Annotated in this window: 11 protein-coding genes; 7 read left to right on the top strand and 4 right to left on the bottom strand. The window is 71.7% G+C overall.

Translation table 11 applies throughout. The annotated features are described in order from the left end of the window. Window positions 1-47: 47 nt before the first annotated feature. On the bottom strand, window positions 48-3,386 hold the full coding sequence (locus tag ACFYYH_RS05445; RefSeq protein ID WP_388546198.1) for a tetratricopeptide repeat protein: 3,339 nt from the start codon (window positions 3,384-3,386) through the stop codon (window positions 48-50). 454 nt (window positions 3,387-3,840) lie between these two features. On the opposite strand from ACFYYH_RS05445, the gene ACFYYH_RS05440 reads away from it, so the two are divergent. Continuing rightward, window positions 3,841-4,638 carry an SDR family NAD(P)-dependent oxidoreductase gene (locus tag ACFYYH_RS05440; protein WP_388546195.1) on the top strand — a complete coding sequence of 266 codons (798 nt, stop codon included), beginning with the start codon at window positions 3,841-3,843 and terminating at the stop codon, window positions 4,636-4,638. 13 nt (window positions 4,639-4,651) lie between these two features. On the opposite strand, the gene ACFYYH_RS05435 is transcribed toward ACFYYH_RS05440, so the two are convergent. After that, window positions 4,652-5,632 (bottom strand): helix-turn-helix transcriptional regulator, encoded by a 981-nt coding sequence (locus ACFYYH_RS05435; protein WP_388546192.1) that lies wholly within the window; start codon window positions 5,630-5,632, stop codon window positions 4,652-4,654. Between the two features lie 216 nt (window positions 5,633-5,848). Beyond that, complete coding sequence (locus tag ACFYYH_RS05430) at window positions 5,849-6,859, bottom strand: NAD(P)-dependent alcohol dehydrogenase (protein ID WP_388546188.1); 1,011 nt, start codon at window positions 6,857-6,859, stop codon at window positions 5,849-5,851. A 454-nt stretch (window positions 6,860-7,313) separates the two neighbouring features. Between ACFYYH_RS05430 and ACFYYH_RS05425 the strand changes: the two genes are divergently transcribed. From ACFYYH_RS05425 to ACFYYH_RS05405, 5 genes are all read left to right on the top strand, one after another. Beyond that, window positions 7,314-8,780: an aldehyde dehydrogenase gene (locus ACFYYH_RS05425; RefSeq protein ID WP_388546185.1), complete on the top strand. Its 1,467-nt coding sequence runs from the start codon at window positions 7,314-7,316 to the stop codon at window positions 8,778-8,780. 154 nt (window positions 8,781-8,934) lie between these two features. After that, on the top strand, window positions 8,935-9,165 hold the full coding sequence (locus tag ACFYYH_RS05420) for a GMC oxidoreductase (protein ID WP_388546360.1): 231 nt from the start codon (window positions 8,935-8,937) through the stop codon (window positions 9,163-9,165). A 7-nt stretch (window positions 9,166-9,172) separates the two neighbouring features. Beyond that, window positions 9,173-9,994 carry an SDR family NAD(P)-dependent oxidoreductase gene (locus tag ACFYYH_RS05415; RefSeq protein WP_388546182.1) on the top strand — a complete coding sequence of 274 codons (822 nt, stop codon included), beginning with the start codon at window positions 9,173-9,175 and terminating at the stop codon, window positions 9,992-9,994. Window positions 9,995-10,195: 201 nt separating this feature from the next. Then, window positions 10,196-11,041: a helix-turn-helix transcriptional regulator gene (locus ACFYYH_RS05410; RefSeq protein WP_388546180.1), complete on the top strand. Its 846-nt coding sequence runs from the start codon at window positions 10,196-10,198 to the stop codon at window positions 11,039-11,041. 171 nt (window positions 11,042-11,212) lie between these two features. Beyond that, a complete protein-coding gene (locus ACFYYH_RS05405) occupies window positions 11,213-12,271 on the top strand; it encodes an aldo/keto reductase (RefSeq protein ID WP_388546178.1) in 1,059 nt (352 codons plus the stop codon). A 699-nt stretch (window positions 12,272-12,970) separates the two neighbouring features. Here the strand turns inward: ACFYYH_RS05405 and ACFYYH_RS05400 are convergent. Beyond that, a complete protein-coding gene (locus ACFYYH_RS05400; RefSeq protein WP_388546175.1) occupies window positions 12,971-13,537 on the bottom strand; it encodes a Uma2 family endonuclease in 567 nt (188 codons plus the stop codon). A gap of 122 nt (window positions 13,538-13,659) precedes the next feature. Here ACFYYH_RS05400 and ACFYYH_RS05395 point away from each other — a divergent pair, with 122 nt between their 5' ends. Continuing rightward, a complete protein-coding gene (locus tag ACFYYH_RS05395) occupies window positions 13,660-15,834 on the top strand; it encodes a thioredoxin domain-containing protein (protein ID WP_388546172.1) in 2,175 nt (724 codons plus the stop codon). Window positions 15,835-15,886: the final 52 nt, after the last annotated feature.

The raw sequence follows: 15,886 nt of genomic DNA, 5'->3' as shown, positions 1-15,886 counted from the left end.
ACGGGCCACGCGGGGGCGGGTCGGATTACGCCCGAGGTGGGGCCGGATTACGCCGGGGTGGGTTCCACGGGCACGCCCATGACCTCGCGGGCGTGGCGGGTCGGGACCATGCCGAGGTGCCAGGCCTGCCAGCCGTCCTCCAGGCTGACGCCGCGCCGCAGCATCACCGCGTACGCCTCCGCGCAGTCCTCCAGCTTGCCGTCGCGCTGCCCGTGGCGCGCGGCCGTCAGCTCCGCCAGCTCCTGTTCGGCCACCACCGAGCCCACCTCGATACCGCCCGCCGAGGCGTACGGCAGCAGGGTGCAGCGCAGGAAGCGGGACCAGTCGGCGCCCCGGTGGTCCCCGTACGAGACGAAGAGCGCCGTCGCCTCGTCACAGAGCTGGAGCGCCTGGGCCGCGCGGTTGTTGCCCGCGTCGATGATGGCCAGTTCCAGACAGGTCCACGCCTCGCCGTGCGCCACCCCGATCCGGTGGAAGTCCGCGCGGGCGTCGACCAGGAGCTGACGGGCGAAGCCCGAGTTGCGCAGATTGCCGGTCCTGGCGGCGCTCTGGTCGCGGGTGACCCGGCCCGAGTGGTGCCGGGCGCAGGCCAGACCGTAGACGTCGCGCATCCGCGAGAACATCGTGCGGGCCCGCTCCAGCTCCCGTACCGCCTCGTCCCGGCCGCCGTTCTCCTCCAGCGCCTGGCCCAGGTAGTAGAGCGTCCACGCCTCGCCGCGCGCGTCCTCGTTCTCCCGGTGGCGGGCGAGGGCGTCCCGGAGCTGCCCGATCGCCGGGCCCGGCTCGCCGTCCACCAGCCGCCCCCGCGCGAGCTGGGTCAGCGCCCAGGCCTCACCGCGGCCGTCACGGGTCCTGCCGTACAGCTCCAGCGCCTCGCCCAGCGCGGCCTCCGCGCGCGGTACGTCGCCCATCCGCAGACAGACCTGGCCGAGCTGGAAGTGCGTCCAGGCCTCGCCGTGGACGGACTCGCTCTCGCGGTGCAGCACCAGCGCCGTGTCGAGCATCGCCAGCGCCTCCGCGAGAGCGCCGCGGTCCCGCTCGACGGCGGCGAGGGCGTGCAGGGTCCAGGCGCGGTCCGCCGCCAGCTCGTCGCCGGACTGGAGCTCCAGCGCCTCGCGCAGCTTCGCCGACGCCTCGGTCAGATTGCCCTGGTGGTGCAGGGTGATGCCCAGCGAGCAGAGCGCGCGGGCCGCGCCCGCGTCGTGCTGCGCCTCCCGGTAGAGGTCGACCACCGAGGTCAGGGTGGAGCGCGCCTTGTCCAGCTCCCCGAGCTGGCGGGCCGCGATACCCGTACGCCACTGGACCGAGCGCACGAGCAGTCCCTGGTCCACCGCCTGGGTCAGCTCGTTGATCTCGCCCAGCCGGTAGAGATCGCCGCGCAGCAGGCAGTAGTCGCAGAGCGCGCCGAGCAGATCCAGCACGGCCTGCTGGTCGACGCCCTCTGCGTGCCGCAGCGTGGCCGTGATGAAGCTGGACTCGTCGTCCAGCCAGCGCAGCGCCGCGTCCAGGGAGGAGAAGCCGTGCGCGCCCGCCGGGCTCTTGAAGATGTCCGCGCGCGTCGAGGTCTTGCCGTCGACCAGCCGGATCACCGAGTCGGCCAGCTCCGCGTAGTTGCGGATCAGCCGCTCCTGCGCGGCGGTACGGTCGGCCGCCTCCTCCTCGTCCAGCAGCCGTGCCTGGGCGAAGGTCCGTACGGCGTCGTGCAGCCGGTAGCGGCTGGCCCGTACGTGGTCGATCAGACCGGCCCGGGACAGGGTGGTCAGAAGCCGTCCGGCCTCCTGCTCGTCCGTCGCCATCAGCGCCGCCGCGGCGGCGGCGCCCAGGGACGCGCGGCCCGCCAGCGCGAGGCGCCGCAGCAGCGTGCGGGCCTGCTCGGACTGGTCGGTGTAGCGCAGCCACAGCGCGCGCTCGACCGGCCCGACCGGGCCGTACGCCGCGAGGTCCGTGGCCAGGCCCTGGGGGGTACGGGTGCCGAGCGAGGACCCCGCGACCCGCAGGGCGAGCGGCAGCCCGCCGCACAGCTCCCGCACCCGGTCGGCCGACTGGGCGTCGTAGAGGGCGTCGGAGCCGGTCCCCGCGCCGGCCGCTGCTCCGCCTGTTCCGGCCCCTGCTCCGGTCCCTGCGCCGGTGCCTGCGCCGGTCCCTGCTCCGGTTCCTGCGGAGTCGGCCCGGGTGGTGGCCGCCACCGCCCGCAGCAGCTCCTCGGCGCCCGCGCCGTCCAGTGCCTCCACCGGCAGATGGTGCACCCAGGCCGGTACGTCGGCGGGCAGATCGAGGGGCTCGCGCGCCGTCACCAGCACCAGGCTCTCGGACCGCTCCGGCACCAGGGTGCGCACCTGCTCGGGATCGGAGGCGTCGTCCAGCACGACCGTCACCGGAAGGCCCGTCAGATGCTGGTGGTACAGCTCGCTCAGCCGCCGTACCTGCTGCTCGGGGGAGGACCGCTCACGGAACAGGAGCTGTTCGCGCGGGGCGCCGAGCCGGTTCAGCAGATGCAGCAGCGCGTCGCGGGTCGACAGCGGAGTCTCGCCCGTCCCGCCGCCGCGCAGATCGACGACGCACGCCCCGCGGAACTGGTCCTTGAGCCGGTGCGCCGCCCGTACGGCCAGGGTGGTGCGCCCGGAGCCCGGATCGCCGTGGATCACCACCACCGTCGGCCGGGTCTCCGTCGAGGCGCGCGCCGCGTGGACCCACTGCGCGATCCGCGCCAGCTCGGCGCGGCGCCCGGCGAACGGCCCGTCGGGCTGCGGGAGATGACCGAAGGACTGCTCCAGCACCGTGCGCCGGCGCGCCGCCGCGCTGCGGTCGCCGCCCCGCAGCCGTGGGGCGGCGGCGGACTTCTTGGCGCTGGTGCGGCGGGTCGCGGAGGTGAGCACCCGCTGCTGGTCGAGGAACGGGCGGATGCCCCGTACCTCCAGCGCGGTCAGCCACTGGAGCCGCAACTGCTCGGTGCCGCCCGGCTGGCCCGCCGCGCCCGCCCGCTGGTGCGCGGCGGGCCAGTGGGACGCGGTCACCTTGGCGACGGTGGTGGCGGCTCCGGCGACGGCCACCACGGCGCCCGCGCCGAGCGCGACACCCGTGGCGGTGCCCAGCGCGACGTCCGCGCCGACGGCGGCGGCGGTGGCGACGGCCGTGACCAGCACGGGCGTTGCCAGGGCCTGCCTGCTGAAGCGCTGGGACAGGGGCCGCTGTTCCGCCTCCGCCGCCTCCACGGCCCGCGCGTAGGCGGCGTATTCCTCGGCCGCTCCTGACGCCATGGCGTCCAGCGCGCTCCGCCCCCGCGCCAGCAGCGCGCTCCCGTCGGTCCGGCCGCCGGAGCGCCGTACCTCCTCCTCGACGGCGCGCACCAACAGCCGCTCGGCTTCGACCCGATGGCTCTCCCGCATACGCGTCCCCCTCCGCAAGCACTCGCTGGAGGGTCATTCTCCTGCGCCGGACCCACGAACGCGAGGAACTCGTGGGTGTTCCTCCCGGACGAGTGGTCCCGCGGGCCGGGCGCTGACGAGGTCCGGAGCCTGGCCGTATTACGTCCTGGTTGGCCGAGGACGCTTTTCCTAGGGTCGATGTCAGGGAACAGCGGCGGGGCACCGCCGTGAATCCGGCCGACTCGTCTCCAGGGAGATCCATGTACGCGACCCCCGAGCAGCCGGCCGATGCCGGGGCGTTTCCTGGGAGACCGGTGAGGATCCCACGCGGGCCTTTTCCTGAGCGGACCCGAGCGGCCCTTTTCCTGAGCGGACCCGAGCGACGCGGAAACGGAAGCCGGCGGAATCCGGCACTCGCCGGACGCTCGGTCCGGCGGGTGCCGGACCGAGCGGAACAGCAAGGAACGGAGCGGACATGACATCGACACAGACGGACACCCGGCAGAGCGGTCTCACCGACGCGGTGCTGCTCGTGACCGGCGGCACGAGCGGTATCGGCTTCGCCACCGTGCGCCATCTCCTCAAGAGCGGTGCGCGGGTGGTGGTGACAGGGCGGAGCGAAGAGCGGCTGACGACGGCCCGCGAACAGCTCAAGGACGTCTCCGACGGGGGTTCCCGGCTCCTGCCGGTGCGGGCGGACGCCGCGGATCTCCCGGGCACGGACGCGCTCATGGAGGAGATCGGTGAGCGGTACGGCCGGCTCGACGGCCTTTTCGCCAACGCGGGGTCCGGAATCTTCAGGACCATCCACGACACCGAGGAGGACGACTTCGACAAACTGGTGGCGGTGAATTTCAAGGGCGCCTTCTTCACGGTGAAGAAGGCCCTTCCGCTGCTGCGGCAGGCGGGCGGCGGCTCGGTCGTCCTCACCGCCTCCTGGACCCTGCACCGGGGCATGTTCCCGGCGGCGGTCTACGCGGCCACCAAGGCGGCCGTCCACAACCTCGCCCGCTCCCTCGGGACCGATCTCGCGCACGAGGGGATCCGCGTGAACTCGGTGAGCCCCGGTTACATCCGCACGCCGATGTACGACACGTTCGTGCCGAGCGAGGCCGGACGGGAGGCCACCGCCGCCGCGGTCCCGGCCGGGCACAACGGGACGCCGGAGGACATCGCGCACGCCGTCGGCTTTCTCCTGTCGCCGCAGTCCCACTACATCGTGGGCCAGGACGTGGTGATCGACGGAGGCCTGACGATGGGCCTGCCGCGGTGAGGTGAAACGGAGGTCAGCCTTCGCCGGGGGCGCGGCCGCCTCCCGGCGGGGCCGCGGCGGTCAGCGCCCCGTCGGCCGAGGGTGTCGCCGAGGGTGTCCTCGCCCCGTCGGGCGAGGGTGTCCTTGCGGCATCGGCCGAGGGGGTCCTCGCCCCGTCGCGCGAGGGCGTCCGCCCGGCGAGGGTGCCCAGCAGCCGCAGCGCATGCTCCGAGGGGCTGCCCGGCTCGGCCTGGTAGACGAGGAGCTGCTGGCCCGGGGCGCTGTTCACGGTGAACGTCTCGTAGGTCAGGGTCAGGTCCCCGGCCACGGGGTGGTGGAAACTCTTGTCCGACCAGGTCTTGGCGCGTACGTCGTGGCTGTGCCACAGCCTCCGGAAGTCCGCGCTCCCCGCCGAGAGTTCCGCCACGAGCGCGACCAGCCGAGGGTCCTCGGGATCGACACCGGCCGCGGCGCGCAGGGACCCGACACCGTTGCGCGCCACCCTCTCCCATTCGGCGTAGAAGCCGCGGGAGGCCGGGGAGAGGAAGACGAAGCGGAGCAGGCTGTCGCCGGGCTCCATCGGCGAGAAGAGCGTCCTGGCCAGGTCGTTCACCGCGAGTACGTACAGGCAGCGGCTCAGCACCATGGCCGGTGTCTCCGTCCAGCGGCTCATCAGCCGCAGGAGGTGGGGGCTGACCTCCTCGCTCCACTCCTGCCGGAACCGTGCGTCGCCGCGGAGCCGGGCCAGGCCCTGCAAATGGGCGCGGGCCTCGGCGTCGAGCCCCAGGACGGTGGCCAGCGCGTCGAGCACCTGCTCCGAGGGGTGCCGTTCGCGTCCCTGCTCCAGCCGGGTGTAGTAGTCCTTGCTGACCCCGGCGAGCGCGGCCACCTCCTCGCGGCGCATTCCCGGCGTGCGCCGCCGGCCCCCGGTCATCACCACGGGCTGCGGATCCGTGGTGACGCGCCGTGCCCGCAGGAAATCTCCGAGCGCGTTGTTCTTCCTGTTGGCAGTCATGTTGGCACTCATGCTCACCATGCGTTTCCGACGGACGTCGCCCTGCCGGGGCGGGTGGTCCAGTTTACCGGGCAGGGCGGGTGCGCGACCGGAGACCTCATCGGGTGCGCGACGGAGACCTCACCGGGCGCACGATCGGAGACGTCACCGGGCGCACGGCCGGAGGCGCACGGCCGCGGCACCGTGCGCCTCCCACCGAGCCGGGCGGACCGGCGGTCAGCCGACGCGGACGACGATCTTCCCGAACGCGCCCTGCCCGAGCCGCTCGAATGCCAGCGGCGCGTCGTCGAAGGCGTGGACGGTGTCGATGACCGGCTTGATGCCATGGACGCCGACGAAGGCGGCCAGTTCCTCGAAGGCGCGCCGGTGGCCGGTGGCGATGCCGGTGACGCGGGTCTGCCCGTACAGGAGCGGCATGAGGTCCAGGGAGGCGGTCATCGACTCCAGGAAGCCGATGACGGCCACGTGTCCGTTCGGTCGCGTGGCGGACACCGACCGGTTCAGGCTGCTGCCGCCGACGACGTCGAGCACCTGGTCGACGCCGTTCCCTCCGGTGAGCTCGACGGCGGCGGCCGCCCAGTCCGGCGTGGTCCGGTAGTTGATCACTTCGGCGGCGCCGAGTTCACGCATCCTGGCCAGTTTGCCGTCGTCGCTGGAGGTGGCGATGACGCGGGCGCCGAAGGCCGAGGCGAGCTGCGCCGCGGCGACGGAGACCCCACCGGTCCCCTGCACCAGCACGGTCTGGCCGGGCTCCAGCCCGCCGCGCTCGAACAGCGCGAACCACGCGGTCAGCGCGGCGATGGGCAGCGTGGAGGCCTCCTCGTCGCTGAGCGACGGCGGTGTGGCGACCGCGCCGTCCTGGTCGAGCAGCAGATATTCGGCGAGGCCGCCGTCGAGCGGTCCGCCGAGGGTGAAGTCGCCCAGGTCGCGGCGCGGGGGCCCGTCCAGCCAGCGCGACGCGTAGTGCGACATCACCCGGTCGCCGACGGAGAAGCGGCTCACTCCCGGGCCGACGGCGCTCACCGTCCCGGCGGCATCCGACACGGGAATGAGGTTCGGCGGCATTTTCTCCGGGGTGTAGTAGCCCTCCGCGACGGCGCGGTCGCGGAAGTTCAGGGAGACCGCGGAGACCTTCACCAGGATCTGACCGGGTCCTGGTTCCGGGGTCGGTACCGTGCGTTGTTTCAGATTCTTCAAGCCGAAGTCTTCGAGGACGAAAGCCTTCACGAGGAACTCCCTGGTGATGTGCTGGTATTTCCGCCGGTGTTACCGGGCGACGACAGTCAATGCGATCACAGGAACAGGGGTGTCGGCGCCTTTCAGGGAGGGTGCGACACACCCTCCCTGACCAGCCGCCTTCTTGCTAGCGTCGAGATTCGACAGGCATTACCGGAGCGGTTGGGCCATTCCGGGGCGGCTGGGCCCGCATTCCCCGGGACCATCGCGCTCCTTGAACCCGGGCGGCCGTCCGCCGTACCCGCGATGCCGTACGGAGCTGCCGCCCCCGGTGTGCGGAACCCCGAGGAGAAAAGCCGGGGAGCACCCCGACGAGAAACCCGGAGAGCACTCCGATGAGAAAGCCGGGGAGCCCCCCGAGGAGAAACCCGGGGAGCACCCCCGGAGAACACCCCGAGGAGAAATCCCGGAGAGAAAGCAGCCCCCCCGAAGGGAAACGTCCTCCATGAGCACCAGCATCTTCCCGGCCACACGAACGGAGTTCTTCATCGGCGGACGGTGGGTGGCGCCCCGTTCGCGGACCACCCTCGAGGTCCGGTCGGCGAACACCGGCGAGCCGATCGGTTCCGTGCCCGCCGCCGGCCCGGCGGACGTGGCCGCCGCCGTGGCCGCCGCCCGGTCCGCGTTCGACGCCCCGGACGGCTGGGCGCACCAGCCCGCTTCCCCGCGCGCGGCCGTGTTGCGGCGTTTCGCCGACGCGCTCGACGCCCGAGCCCAGGCCATGGCGCCCCTGGTGAGCGAGCAGAACGGCATGCCGGTCTTCCTGGCCGAGGCGGGGGACTCCCGGCGGCCGGGCCACCTGCTGCGCTACTACGCCGATCTCCTCGACGGGCCGGACGGGGCCGGTGAGGAGATCCGGGAGGGCGCCGGCACCGGCCGTACGCTCGTGCGCCGGCTCCCGCTCGGCGTGGTGGCGGCCGTCGTGCCGTGGAACTTCCCCAACACCATGGCAGCGCTCAAGTACGCGCCCGCGCTCGCCGCGGGCTGCACGGTCGTCCTCAAGCCGTCGCCGGAGACCGTCCTCGACACCTACCTGGTGGCGGAGGCCGCCGTCGAGGCCGGCCTGCCGGAGGGCGTGCTCAACATCGTGCCGGGCGGCCGGGAGACCGGGGCCCACCTGGTCGGCCACCCCGGGGTCGACAAGGTCGCCTTCACCGGCTCCACGGCGGCGGGGCGGCACATCGGCGAGGTCTGCGGGCACCTGCTGCGCCCGGTCACGCTGGAGCTCGGCGGCAAGTCGGCCGCGATCGTACTGGACGACGCCGACCTCGACCTGCCGTCCGCCGCACCACGACTGGCACCGGCGCTGTTCGGCAACAACGGGCAGACGTGCTTCCTCACCAGCCGCGTCCTGGCTCCGCGCAGCCGCTACGAGGAGGTCGTCGGGACCGTCGCCGCGCTGGCCCGGTCGCTCAGGGTCGGCAACTCCCTCGACCCGACGACCCAGGTGGGTCCCCTGGTGAGCGAGCGGCAGCGCGAACGCGTGGAGGAGTACATCGCCCAGGGCGTCGCCTCCGACGCGCGGCTGATCACCGGCGGGGGACGGCCGGCGGGCCTGCGCGCGGGCTGGTTCGTCGAGCCGACGGTCTTTGCCGACGTCGATCCCTCCCACCCGATCGCGCGGGAGGAGATCTTCGGCCCGGTGGTCACCGTGACCCCGTACGAGGACGACGACCAGGCGGTGGAGCTGGCCAACGACTCGGAGTACGGCCTGGCCGGAACGGTGTGGACGGCCGACCCCGACCGCGGCCTCGCCGTCGCGCGCCGGATCGTGACGGGGTCCGTCGGCATCAACCACTACACCCCGGACACGACCTCCCCCACGACCATGATCAAGGCCAGCGGAGTGGGCCTGAAGTTCGGCCCCGAGGCCCTGCTGTCGTACCAGCGCTACCAGTCGGTCTACCTCTGAGCTGCCTCTGAGCTGCCTCTGAGCTGCCTCTGAGCGACGCCCCCGGCGGGGCGGGGGCGCGCGGGGCTCGACGGGAGGACAAAGAAGCCGCGCCCGCCCGTGTGCGGACGCGCTCGCGCGGCGGGCCGTCGGCGCGGGTACAACGGAAGGAGAGCTGTGCGGAGAGAGCTGTGCGTCGGTTCGACTACGTCGGGGTCGCGGTTCGACTGCGTCGTGGTCGCCTACGTCGTGGTCGCGACTCCCCGTCCACGGCGTCCACGGCATCACGCGGCTGAGGATCGCGGACGCCTCCGTCATGCCGTCCCCCGTCTCGGGAAACACCGACGCCGCCGTGCTCGCCGTCACCGAGCGCGCGGCGGACCTCCTCACCCGGCAGGAGCCGTGACACGGATATGAGTGCTGTGCCGAGCCACACGAAGGGCGGGACCGGGCTTGCCGGGCTTGCCGGCCACGTCGCGATCGTCACCGGCGGTGGGCGCGGGCTGGGGCACGACATCGCCAGGACCCTCCACACGGCCGGGGCCGACGTCGTCGTCTGCGGCCGGGAAGGGGAGGTCCTGACGGCGTCTGCCCGGGAGATCGATCCCTCCGGCGAGTCGGTCGTGCCCATGGTGTGCGACATCAGGGACGAGCGGGCGGTGTCCGCCCTGGTCCCAGGCGTGCTCCAACGGTTCGGCCGGATCGACGCGCTGGTCAACAACAGCGGCATAGCCGGCCCGACCTCGCGGCTGTGGGAGTCCTCGCTCGCCGAGTGGCAGGACACGCTCGACACCAATGTGACGGGCACTTTCCTGTGCTGCCGGGCGGTATTGCCGTCCATGATCGAGCAGCGCTCCGGCGCCGTGGTGACCATAGGTTCCGCCGGTGGCAAACGGCCGAATTCCGGGCGGGCGGCCTATGCGGCGAGCAAGACCGCCCTGATCGGTCTGACACGGACGCTCGCCGTGGAGGCGGGTCCTTTCGGGATCAGGGTGAATCTGGTGACGCCGGGAGCCATCAACAGCGAGAGATTCCAGAAAGTCATCGATCAGCTCGCCGTGGGGCGCGGCGTCCCCCGGGCGGAGGTGCTGCGCGAAGCCGTCTCCGGGTCGCCCCTCGGACGACTGGTGGAACCCTCCCATGTGGCCGATGTGGTCGCCTTTCTCCTCGGCGACGGCGCCGCTTCCATCACCGGAGAGGACATCAATGTCTCGGCCGGCCTGGTGATGTATTGAGGTGAGGAATCGCCCGCTTGAGGGGGTGCGGCACGGCCACCCTGAGCGGGGGACGGCTGCCCGACCGTGGTCGACCATGGCGGTGGACGCGTCGGCGCCTCTCTTGCCGGCGCCTCTCTTGTGGGCTTGTGGGCTTGTGGGCGATTTCCTGTCGGCGAGCGCGGTCGGCCATTGCCGGAGACACCAGAAAGCGCGGCGATCATGCCTGTCGGCAAGAAGAACAACGAACTCGGCGAGTTCTTGCGGGCCCGGCGGACCTCGACGGAACCCGACCCGACAGTGATCACGTCCGGGCGGCGGCGTACGACCGGAATGCGCCGCGAGGAAGTGGCGGCGCTGGCCGGGGTCAGCAAGGACTACTACACCCGGCTGGAACAGGGCCGCGAGCGGTACCCCTCGGACCAGGTCCTCGGCGCGATCGCCCTTGCCCTGCGCCTCGACGCCGAGGCCCGCGCCCACCTGCTGGGTCTGGTGCGCCGTCAGAGCGCCGCCCGGTACCGGAGCACCTGGAACCAGGACGTCGCGCCGGACCTGGTGCGGCTGATGGCGGGGTGGACGGACCTCCCCGCCATGGTGCTGAGCCGCTGCCTGGACGTGCTCGCCGCCAATGAACTCGCCCGCGTTCTGTTCTCGCATGTGCCCCCCGGCGACAATCTCCTGCGCTTCATTTTTCTGCATCCGGCCTCCTGCCGGTTCTATCCCCGGTGGGACGAAGCGGCGCGGGACGGAGTCGGGGCCCTTCGTGCGGCGGCCGGCGCCGATTCGCGGGATCCCCGGCTCACCTCGCTGGTGGCGGAACTGACAGCCGGGAGCGAGGAATTCCGGCGGCTGTGGGACAGCCATCACGTACGGGCCAAGACGGCCGCGGACAAGGAATTCCACCACCCGGAGGTGGGGGAATTCACGTTGGCCTACGAGACGCTCACCGTGAACAGCGCCCCGGGCCAGCAGTTGGTCATCTACCAGGCCGAGCCGGGCAGTCCGTCCGAGACGGCGCTGCGGCTGCTGAGCACGCTCACCGAGGACAGCGTCATAGCGGGCGGTTGAACAGGTGAACAGGTGAACAGGTGAACAGGTGGGGCGGGGCGGGGCGGCCGGTGCCCTGACGGTGGGTGCGATGCACCCTCTCTGCCGTGCCCGTTGATGTCCCTCACGTGCATAGACTTTTTCTCGTCGTAAGGAACTTCCGTAGCGAACTCACGAACGAGGACGGGCACGATGAAATACAACAGGTTGGGGAACACCGGTCTCCTCGTCTCGCAACTCTGCTTCGGGACGATGACATTCAGCGGCTCGGGCGGTGTCTACGAGCACATCGGAAATGTCGACCAGGCCGGTGCGGACGAACTCGTCAAGGCGGCGGTGGACGCCGGTATCAATTTCTTCGACACGGCCGACGTTTATTCGGCCGGGCAGAGCGAGGAGATTCTCGGCCGGACCTTCCGCAACCTCGGCATCGCCAGGCACGAATACGTTCTGGCGACCAAGGTGTACAGCCGTATGGGACCGGGCCCCAACGACGTCGGCGCCTCGCGCGGACACATCATGAACGCGGTCGAGGCGAGCCTGCGCCGACTGGGGACCGACTACCTCGACCTCTACCACGTCCATGCCACCGACACGGTGACTCCCGTCGAGGAAACGCTGCGGGCGCTGGACGACCTGGTCCGGCAGGGGAAGGTCCGCTATGTCGGCGTCTCCAACTGGCACGCGTGGCGGATCGCCAAGGCCCTGGGGATCCAGGCGCGTTCCCACTTCGCCCCGCTGAGCACGGTGCAGGCCTATTACTCGGTCGCCGGGCGGGACGTCGAACGCGAGATCGTTCCGCTGCTGGAGGAGGAGGGCTTGGGGCTGCTCGTCTGGAGCCCGCTGGCCGGCGGACTGCTGTCGGGCAAGTTCAGCCGCGACAACCAGAACCCCGCGGGGTCCCGGCGGTCCGGCTTCGACTTCCCCGTGGTCGACAAGGAGCGGGTCTGGAAGGTGCTCGACGTCCTCGGCCCCATCGCCGAGGCGCACGGGTGCAGTCCGGCCAGGATCGCCCTCGCCTGGCTCCTCGCCCGGCCCGCGGTCACATCCGTGCTCGTCGGCGCGAAGCGGCTCGACCAACTGCGGGACAACGTGGCCGCCGTGGACGTCGCCCTGACACCGGAGGAGACCCGCCGACTGGACGAGGTCAGCCAACTGCCCCCCGAGTACCCGGGCTGGATGGTCGAGACCCAGGGAGCGGACCGCTGGGGAGCCGTCGACCTCTGGGACTCCCACGTCGCCCAGTCCTGACCCCGCCCCGCCCCCAGCCGCCCTTCGCCCGCCCCCTCGCCCCGCCGGGCCCCGCCCACCGACGCCGCCCACCGACGTCCGCGCCGGCGGGGCGATGGCTGCCTCGGTATCAGTTGCCGGAACGCAGCACGTTCCCCGTGGACGGCAATGACCGGTGGTTGTACGACAACCGTCTCCTGGCGGTCGGCCACTTCGATCCCGAGGGCCGGGTGCGGGGGTCTGAAATCACCGGGCCCTGGGTGCCCGGCTCCGCGGATTCCGCAAGGACGCGGGGTTCGCGAGCGGCCGGGCATTCGCTGTGGCCACGGGATGGGCGGAATTCCCGCTGTTCCCCGCTTCGGCCGACGAACCAGGGCGGGGCTTCCGGAGAGATTTCCGACACACCTGCGACCTGGACCGGTGTCTCGTTTGTGTGTCGGTTCAAACGCTGCTGGATGAATGCATGGGCAGCTTCTGGAAAAAGGTCGACACTATCTGTGCGGAGCTCTTGTTCACGGGGAATATGGATCCATTTTGGTGCATCCTCGGATGATTCCAAGGCCTCTGTCGAATTGGTCCAGAAAAGCCTTCGTGAGCCGACGTGGAATACCACGCCGAAAACAGGAAGAAGCGCGTTCTTCCAGTCGCTCGCGTGTGCGTGACCGATCCTCCGTCGGCCTGTGCCGGGCCGTGATGATGCTGCCCGACGATTGTTGATCGTCAGATAATTCCCAGGTCCACAATGACGGAGAAGGGCGCGGCAGCCTTGATCACGCCGGTGAACATCTCGCCATCCCTGTATGCCTTGGTGGCTGGGTCGAGAACGTAGGTGTAGATGATCGGGACACCGGTGGCGGCCTGTTCGACCCGCCAGTAGAAGGGGATGCCGGCCTTGGCGTACTGGTCCACCTTCACGATCCGGTCGGTGGTCTCCGAGCCGGGCGACACGACCTCGACGACCAGGAGTACGTGTTCGGGGCGCGTGGGCGTGTGGTCGATGGTCTCCGCCCGGTAGACGACGATGTCCGGACGGCGGTTGGTGAGCGGAACGTCCTGCAGACGGACATCGAAGTCCGTGTCGGCGTTCCAGTCCGGGCCCGCGGCGGCGTCCAGGGCATTGGCCAGGATCCTGGCCAGCCGGTTGTGGCGCTTGGACGCGCTGGGGCTCACGACGACCATCCCGTCCACGATCTCAATGCCGGCACACTGCTCCTCGGACCAGGAGTCGTACTGCTCCGCGCTGATCTGCGTGTGCATCCACGCGGGCGCCACCATTTCGGCGGTCATGGCGTACCTCCTTCTCGAGGGCGTTCGCCGGGTCCGGTGCTGCTGGGCCCAGCGTACTGTTCCCGGTGCGGTGGGGCGCCGTGCTCCGGCGGGTCGGGGGTGGGCTCCGGCAGGATGGGGGCATGGCGAACCGACTGGCCCATGAGACCTCCCCGTATCTGCTCCAGCACGCCGAGAACCCCGTGGACTGGTGGCCCTGGTCGGCCGGGGCGTTCGCGGAGGCGCGCAGGCGGGATGTGCCGGTGCTGCTGAGCGTGGGGTACAGCAGTTGTCACTGGTGCCATGTGATGGCGCACGAGAGCTTCGAGGACGCGACGACCGCGAAGTACATGAACCGGCACTTCGTGAATATCAAGGTGGACCGCGAGGAGCGGCCCGATGTCGACGCCGTCTATATGGAGGCCGTGCAGGCCGCCACCGGGCAGGGGGGCTGGCCCATGACCGTGTTCCTGACCGGGGACGGGGAGCCGTTCTACTTCGGTACGTACTTCCCGCCCGCGCCCCGGCACGGCATGGCCTCCTTCCCGCAGGTCCTGGAGGGCGTCAGCGCCGCGTGGACCGACCGGCGCGAGGAGGTCGCGGAGGTCGCCGGACGGATCGTGCGGGAGCTGGCCGGGCGCTCGCTCGCGCACGGCGGGGACGGGGTGCCGGGCGAGGCGGAGCTGTCGCAGGCGCTGCTCGGGCTGACCCGGGAGTACGACGCGCGGCACGGCGGCTTCGGCGGGGCGCCCAAGTTCCCGCCGTCGATGGTGGTGGAGTTCCTGCTGCGCCACCATGCCCGTACCGGCTCCGAGGGCGCGCTCCAGATGGCGGCCGACACCTGTGAGGCCATGGCGCGCGGCGGGATCTACGACCAGCTCGGCGGCGGCTTCGCGCGCTACTCGGTCGACCGCGAGTGGACCGTGCCGCACTTCGAGAAGATGCTCTACGACAACGCGCTGCTGTGCCGGGTGTACGCGCATCTCTGGCGGGCCACCGGATCCGATCTGGCCCGGCGGGTCGCGGTGGAGACCGCGGACTTCCTGGTGCGTGAACTGCGCACGGAGGAAGGCGGGTTCGCCTCCGCGCTGGACGCGGACAGCGACGACGGCACCGGACGGCATGTCGAGGGCGCCTACTACGTCTGGACGCCGGAGCGACTGCGCGAGGTGCTGGGGGAGGCGGACGCCGAGTTCGCCGCGCGGTACTTCGGGGTGACGGAGGAGGGCACGTTCGAGGAGGGTGCCTCCGTGCTCCAGCTCCCCCAGGGCGGCGGGGTGGTGGACGCCGCGCGGGTCGAGTCCGTACGGGCCCGGCTGCTCGCCGCGCGCGAGGAGCGGCCCCGGCCCGGCCGGGACGACAAGATCGTGGCCGCGTGGAACGGGCTGGCGATCGCCGCGCTGGCCGAGACCGGCGCGTACTTCGACCGGCCGGATCTGGTGGAACGGGCCACGGAGGCCGCCGATCTGCTGGTACGGGTGCATCTGGGCGGGACGGGCGGGACGGGCGGGACGGGCGGGACGGGCGGGACGGATGGGACGGGCGGTACGGGGGCCACGGCGGGCGGGACGGGCGGCGCGGGGGCCACGGCGGGCGGTACGGGTGACACCGGCGGCGCGGGGGCCACGGCGGCCGCCGTGCGCCTCGCCCGTACCTCGAAGGACGGCAGGTCCGGCGCCCACGCCGGCGTGCTGGAGGACTACGGGGATGTCGCCGAGGGCTTTCTGACCCTCGCGGCGGTCACCGGCGAGGGGACCTGGCTGGAATTCGCCGGGTTCCTGCTGGACATTGTCCTCGACCGGTTCGTGGCCGAGGACGGCGCGCTGTTCGACACGGCGGACGACGCCGAACAGTTGATCCGCAGGCCCCAGGACCCGACGGACAACGCGACGCCGTCCGGCTGGACCGCCGCCGCCGGGGCACTGCTCTCCTATGCCGCGCACACCGGCTCCGAGTCCCATCGCACCGCCGCCGAGGGGGCGTTGGGCGTGGTGAAGGCGCTGGGGCCCCGGGCGCCGCGCTTCATCGGCTGGGGGCTCGCGGTCGCGGAAGCGCTGCTCGACGGGCCGCGCGAGATCGCCGTGGTCGGACCCGAGGGGGACCCGGCGGCACGGGAGCTGCACCGTACGGCGCTCCTCGCGACGGTCCCCGGCGCGGTCGTGGCGTACGGCTCCCCGGACAGCGACGAGTTCCCGCTGCTCGCCGAACGGCCCCTGGTCGGCGGGCGGTCCGCGGCGTATGTCTGCCGGCGGTTCGTATGCGCGGCTCCCACAACTGAAGTAGGCGTGCTGCGGGGCGAGTTGGGTGTGTTCGAGTGAGCTGTGGCCGGTTTATGACCTACGGTGAATCGGCCGGAAACGCAGTATTCAT

The organism is Streptomyces sp. NPDC002018 (assembly GCF_042890865.1).
Taxonomy (GTDB): domain Bacteria; phylum Actinomycetota; class Actinomycetes; order Streptomycetales; family Streptomycetaceae; genus Streptomyces.
The sequence above is the reverse complement of the archived record's forward strand: the minus strand, read 5'-3'. Positions and strand labels throughout refer to the sequence as shown.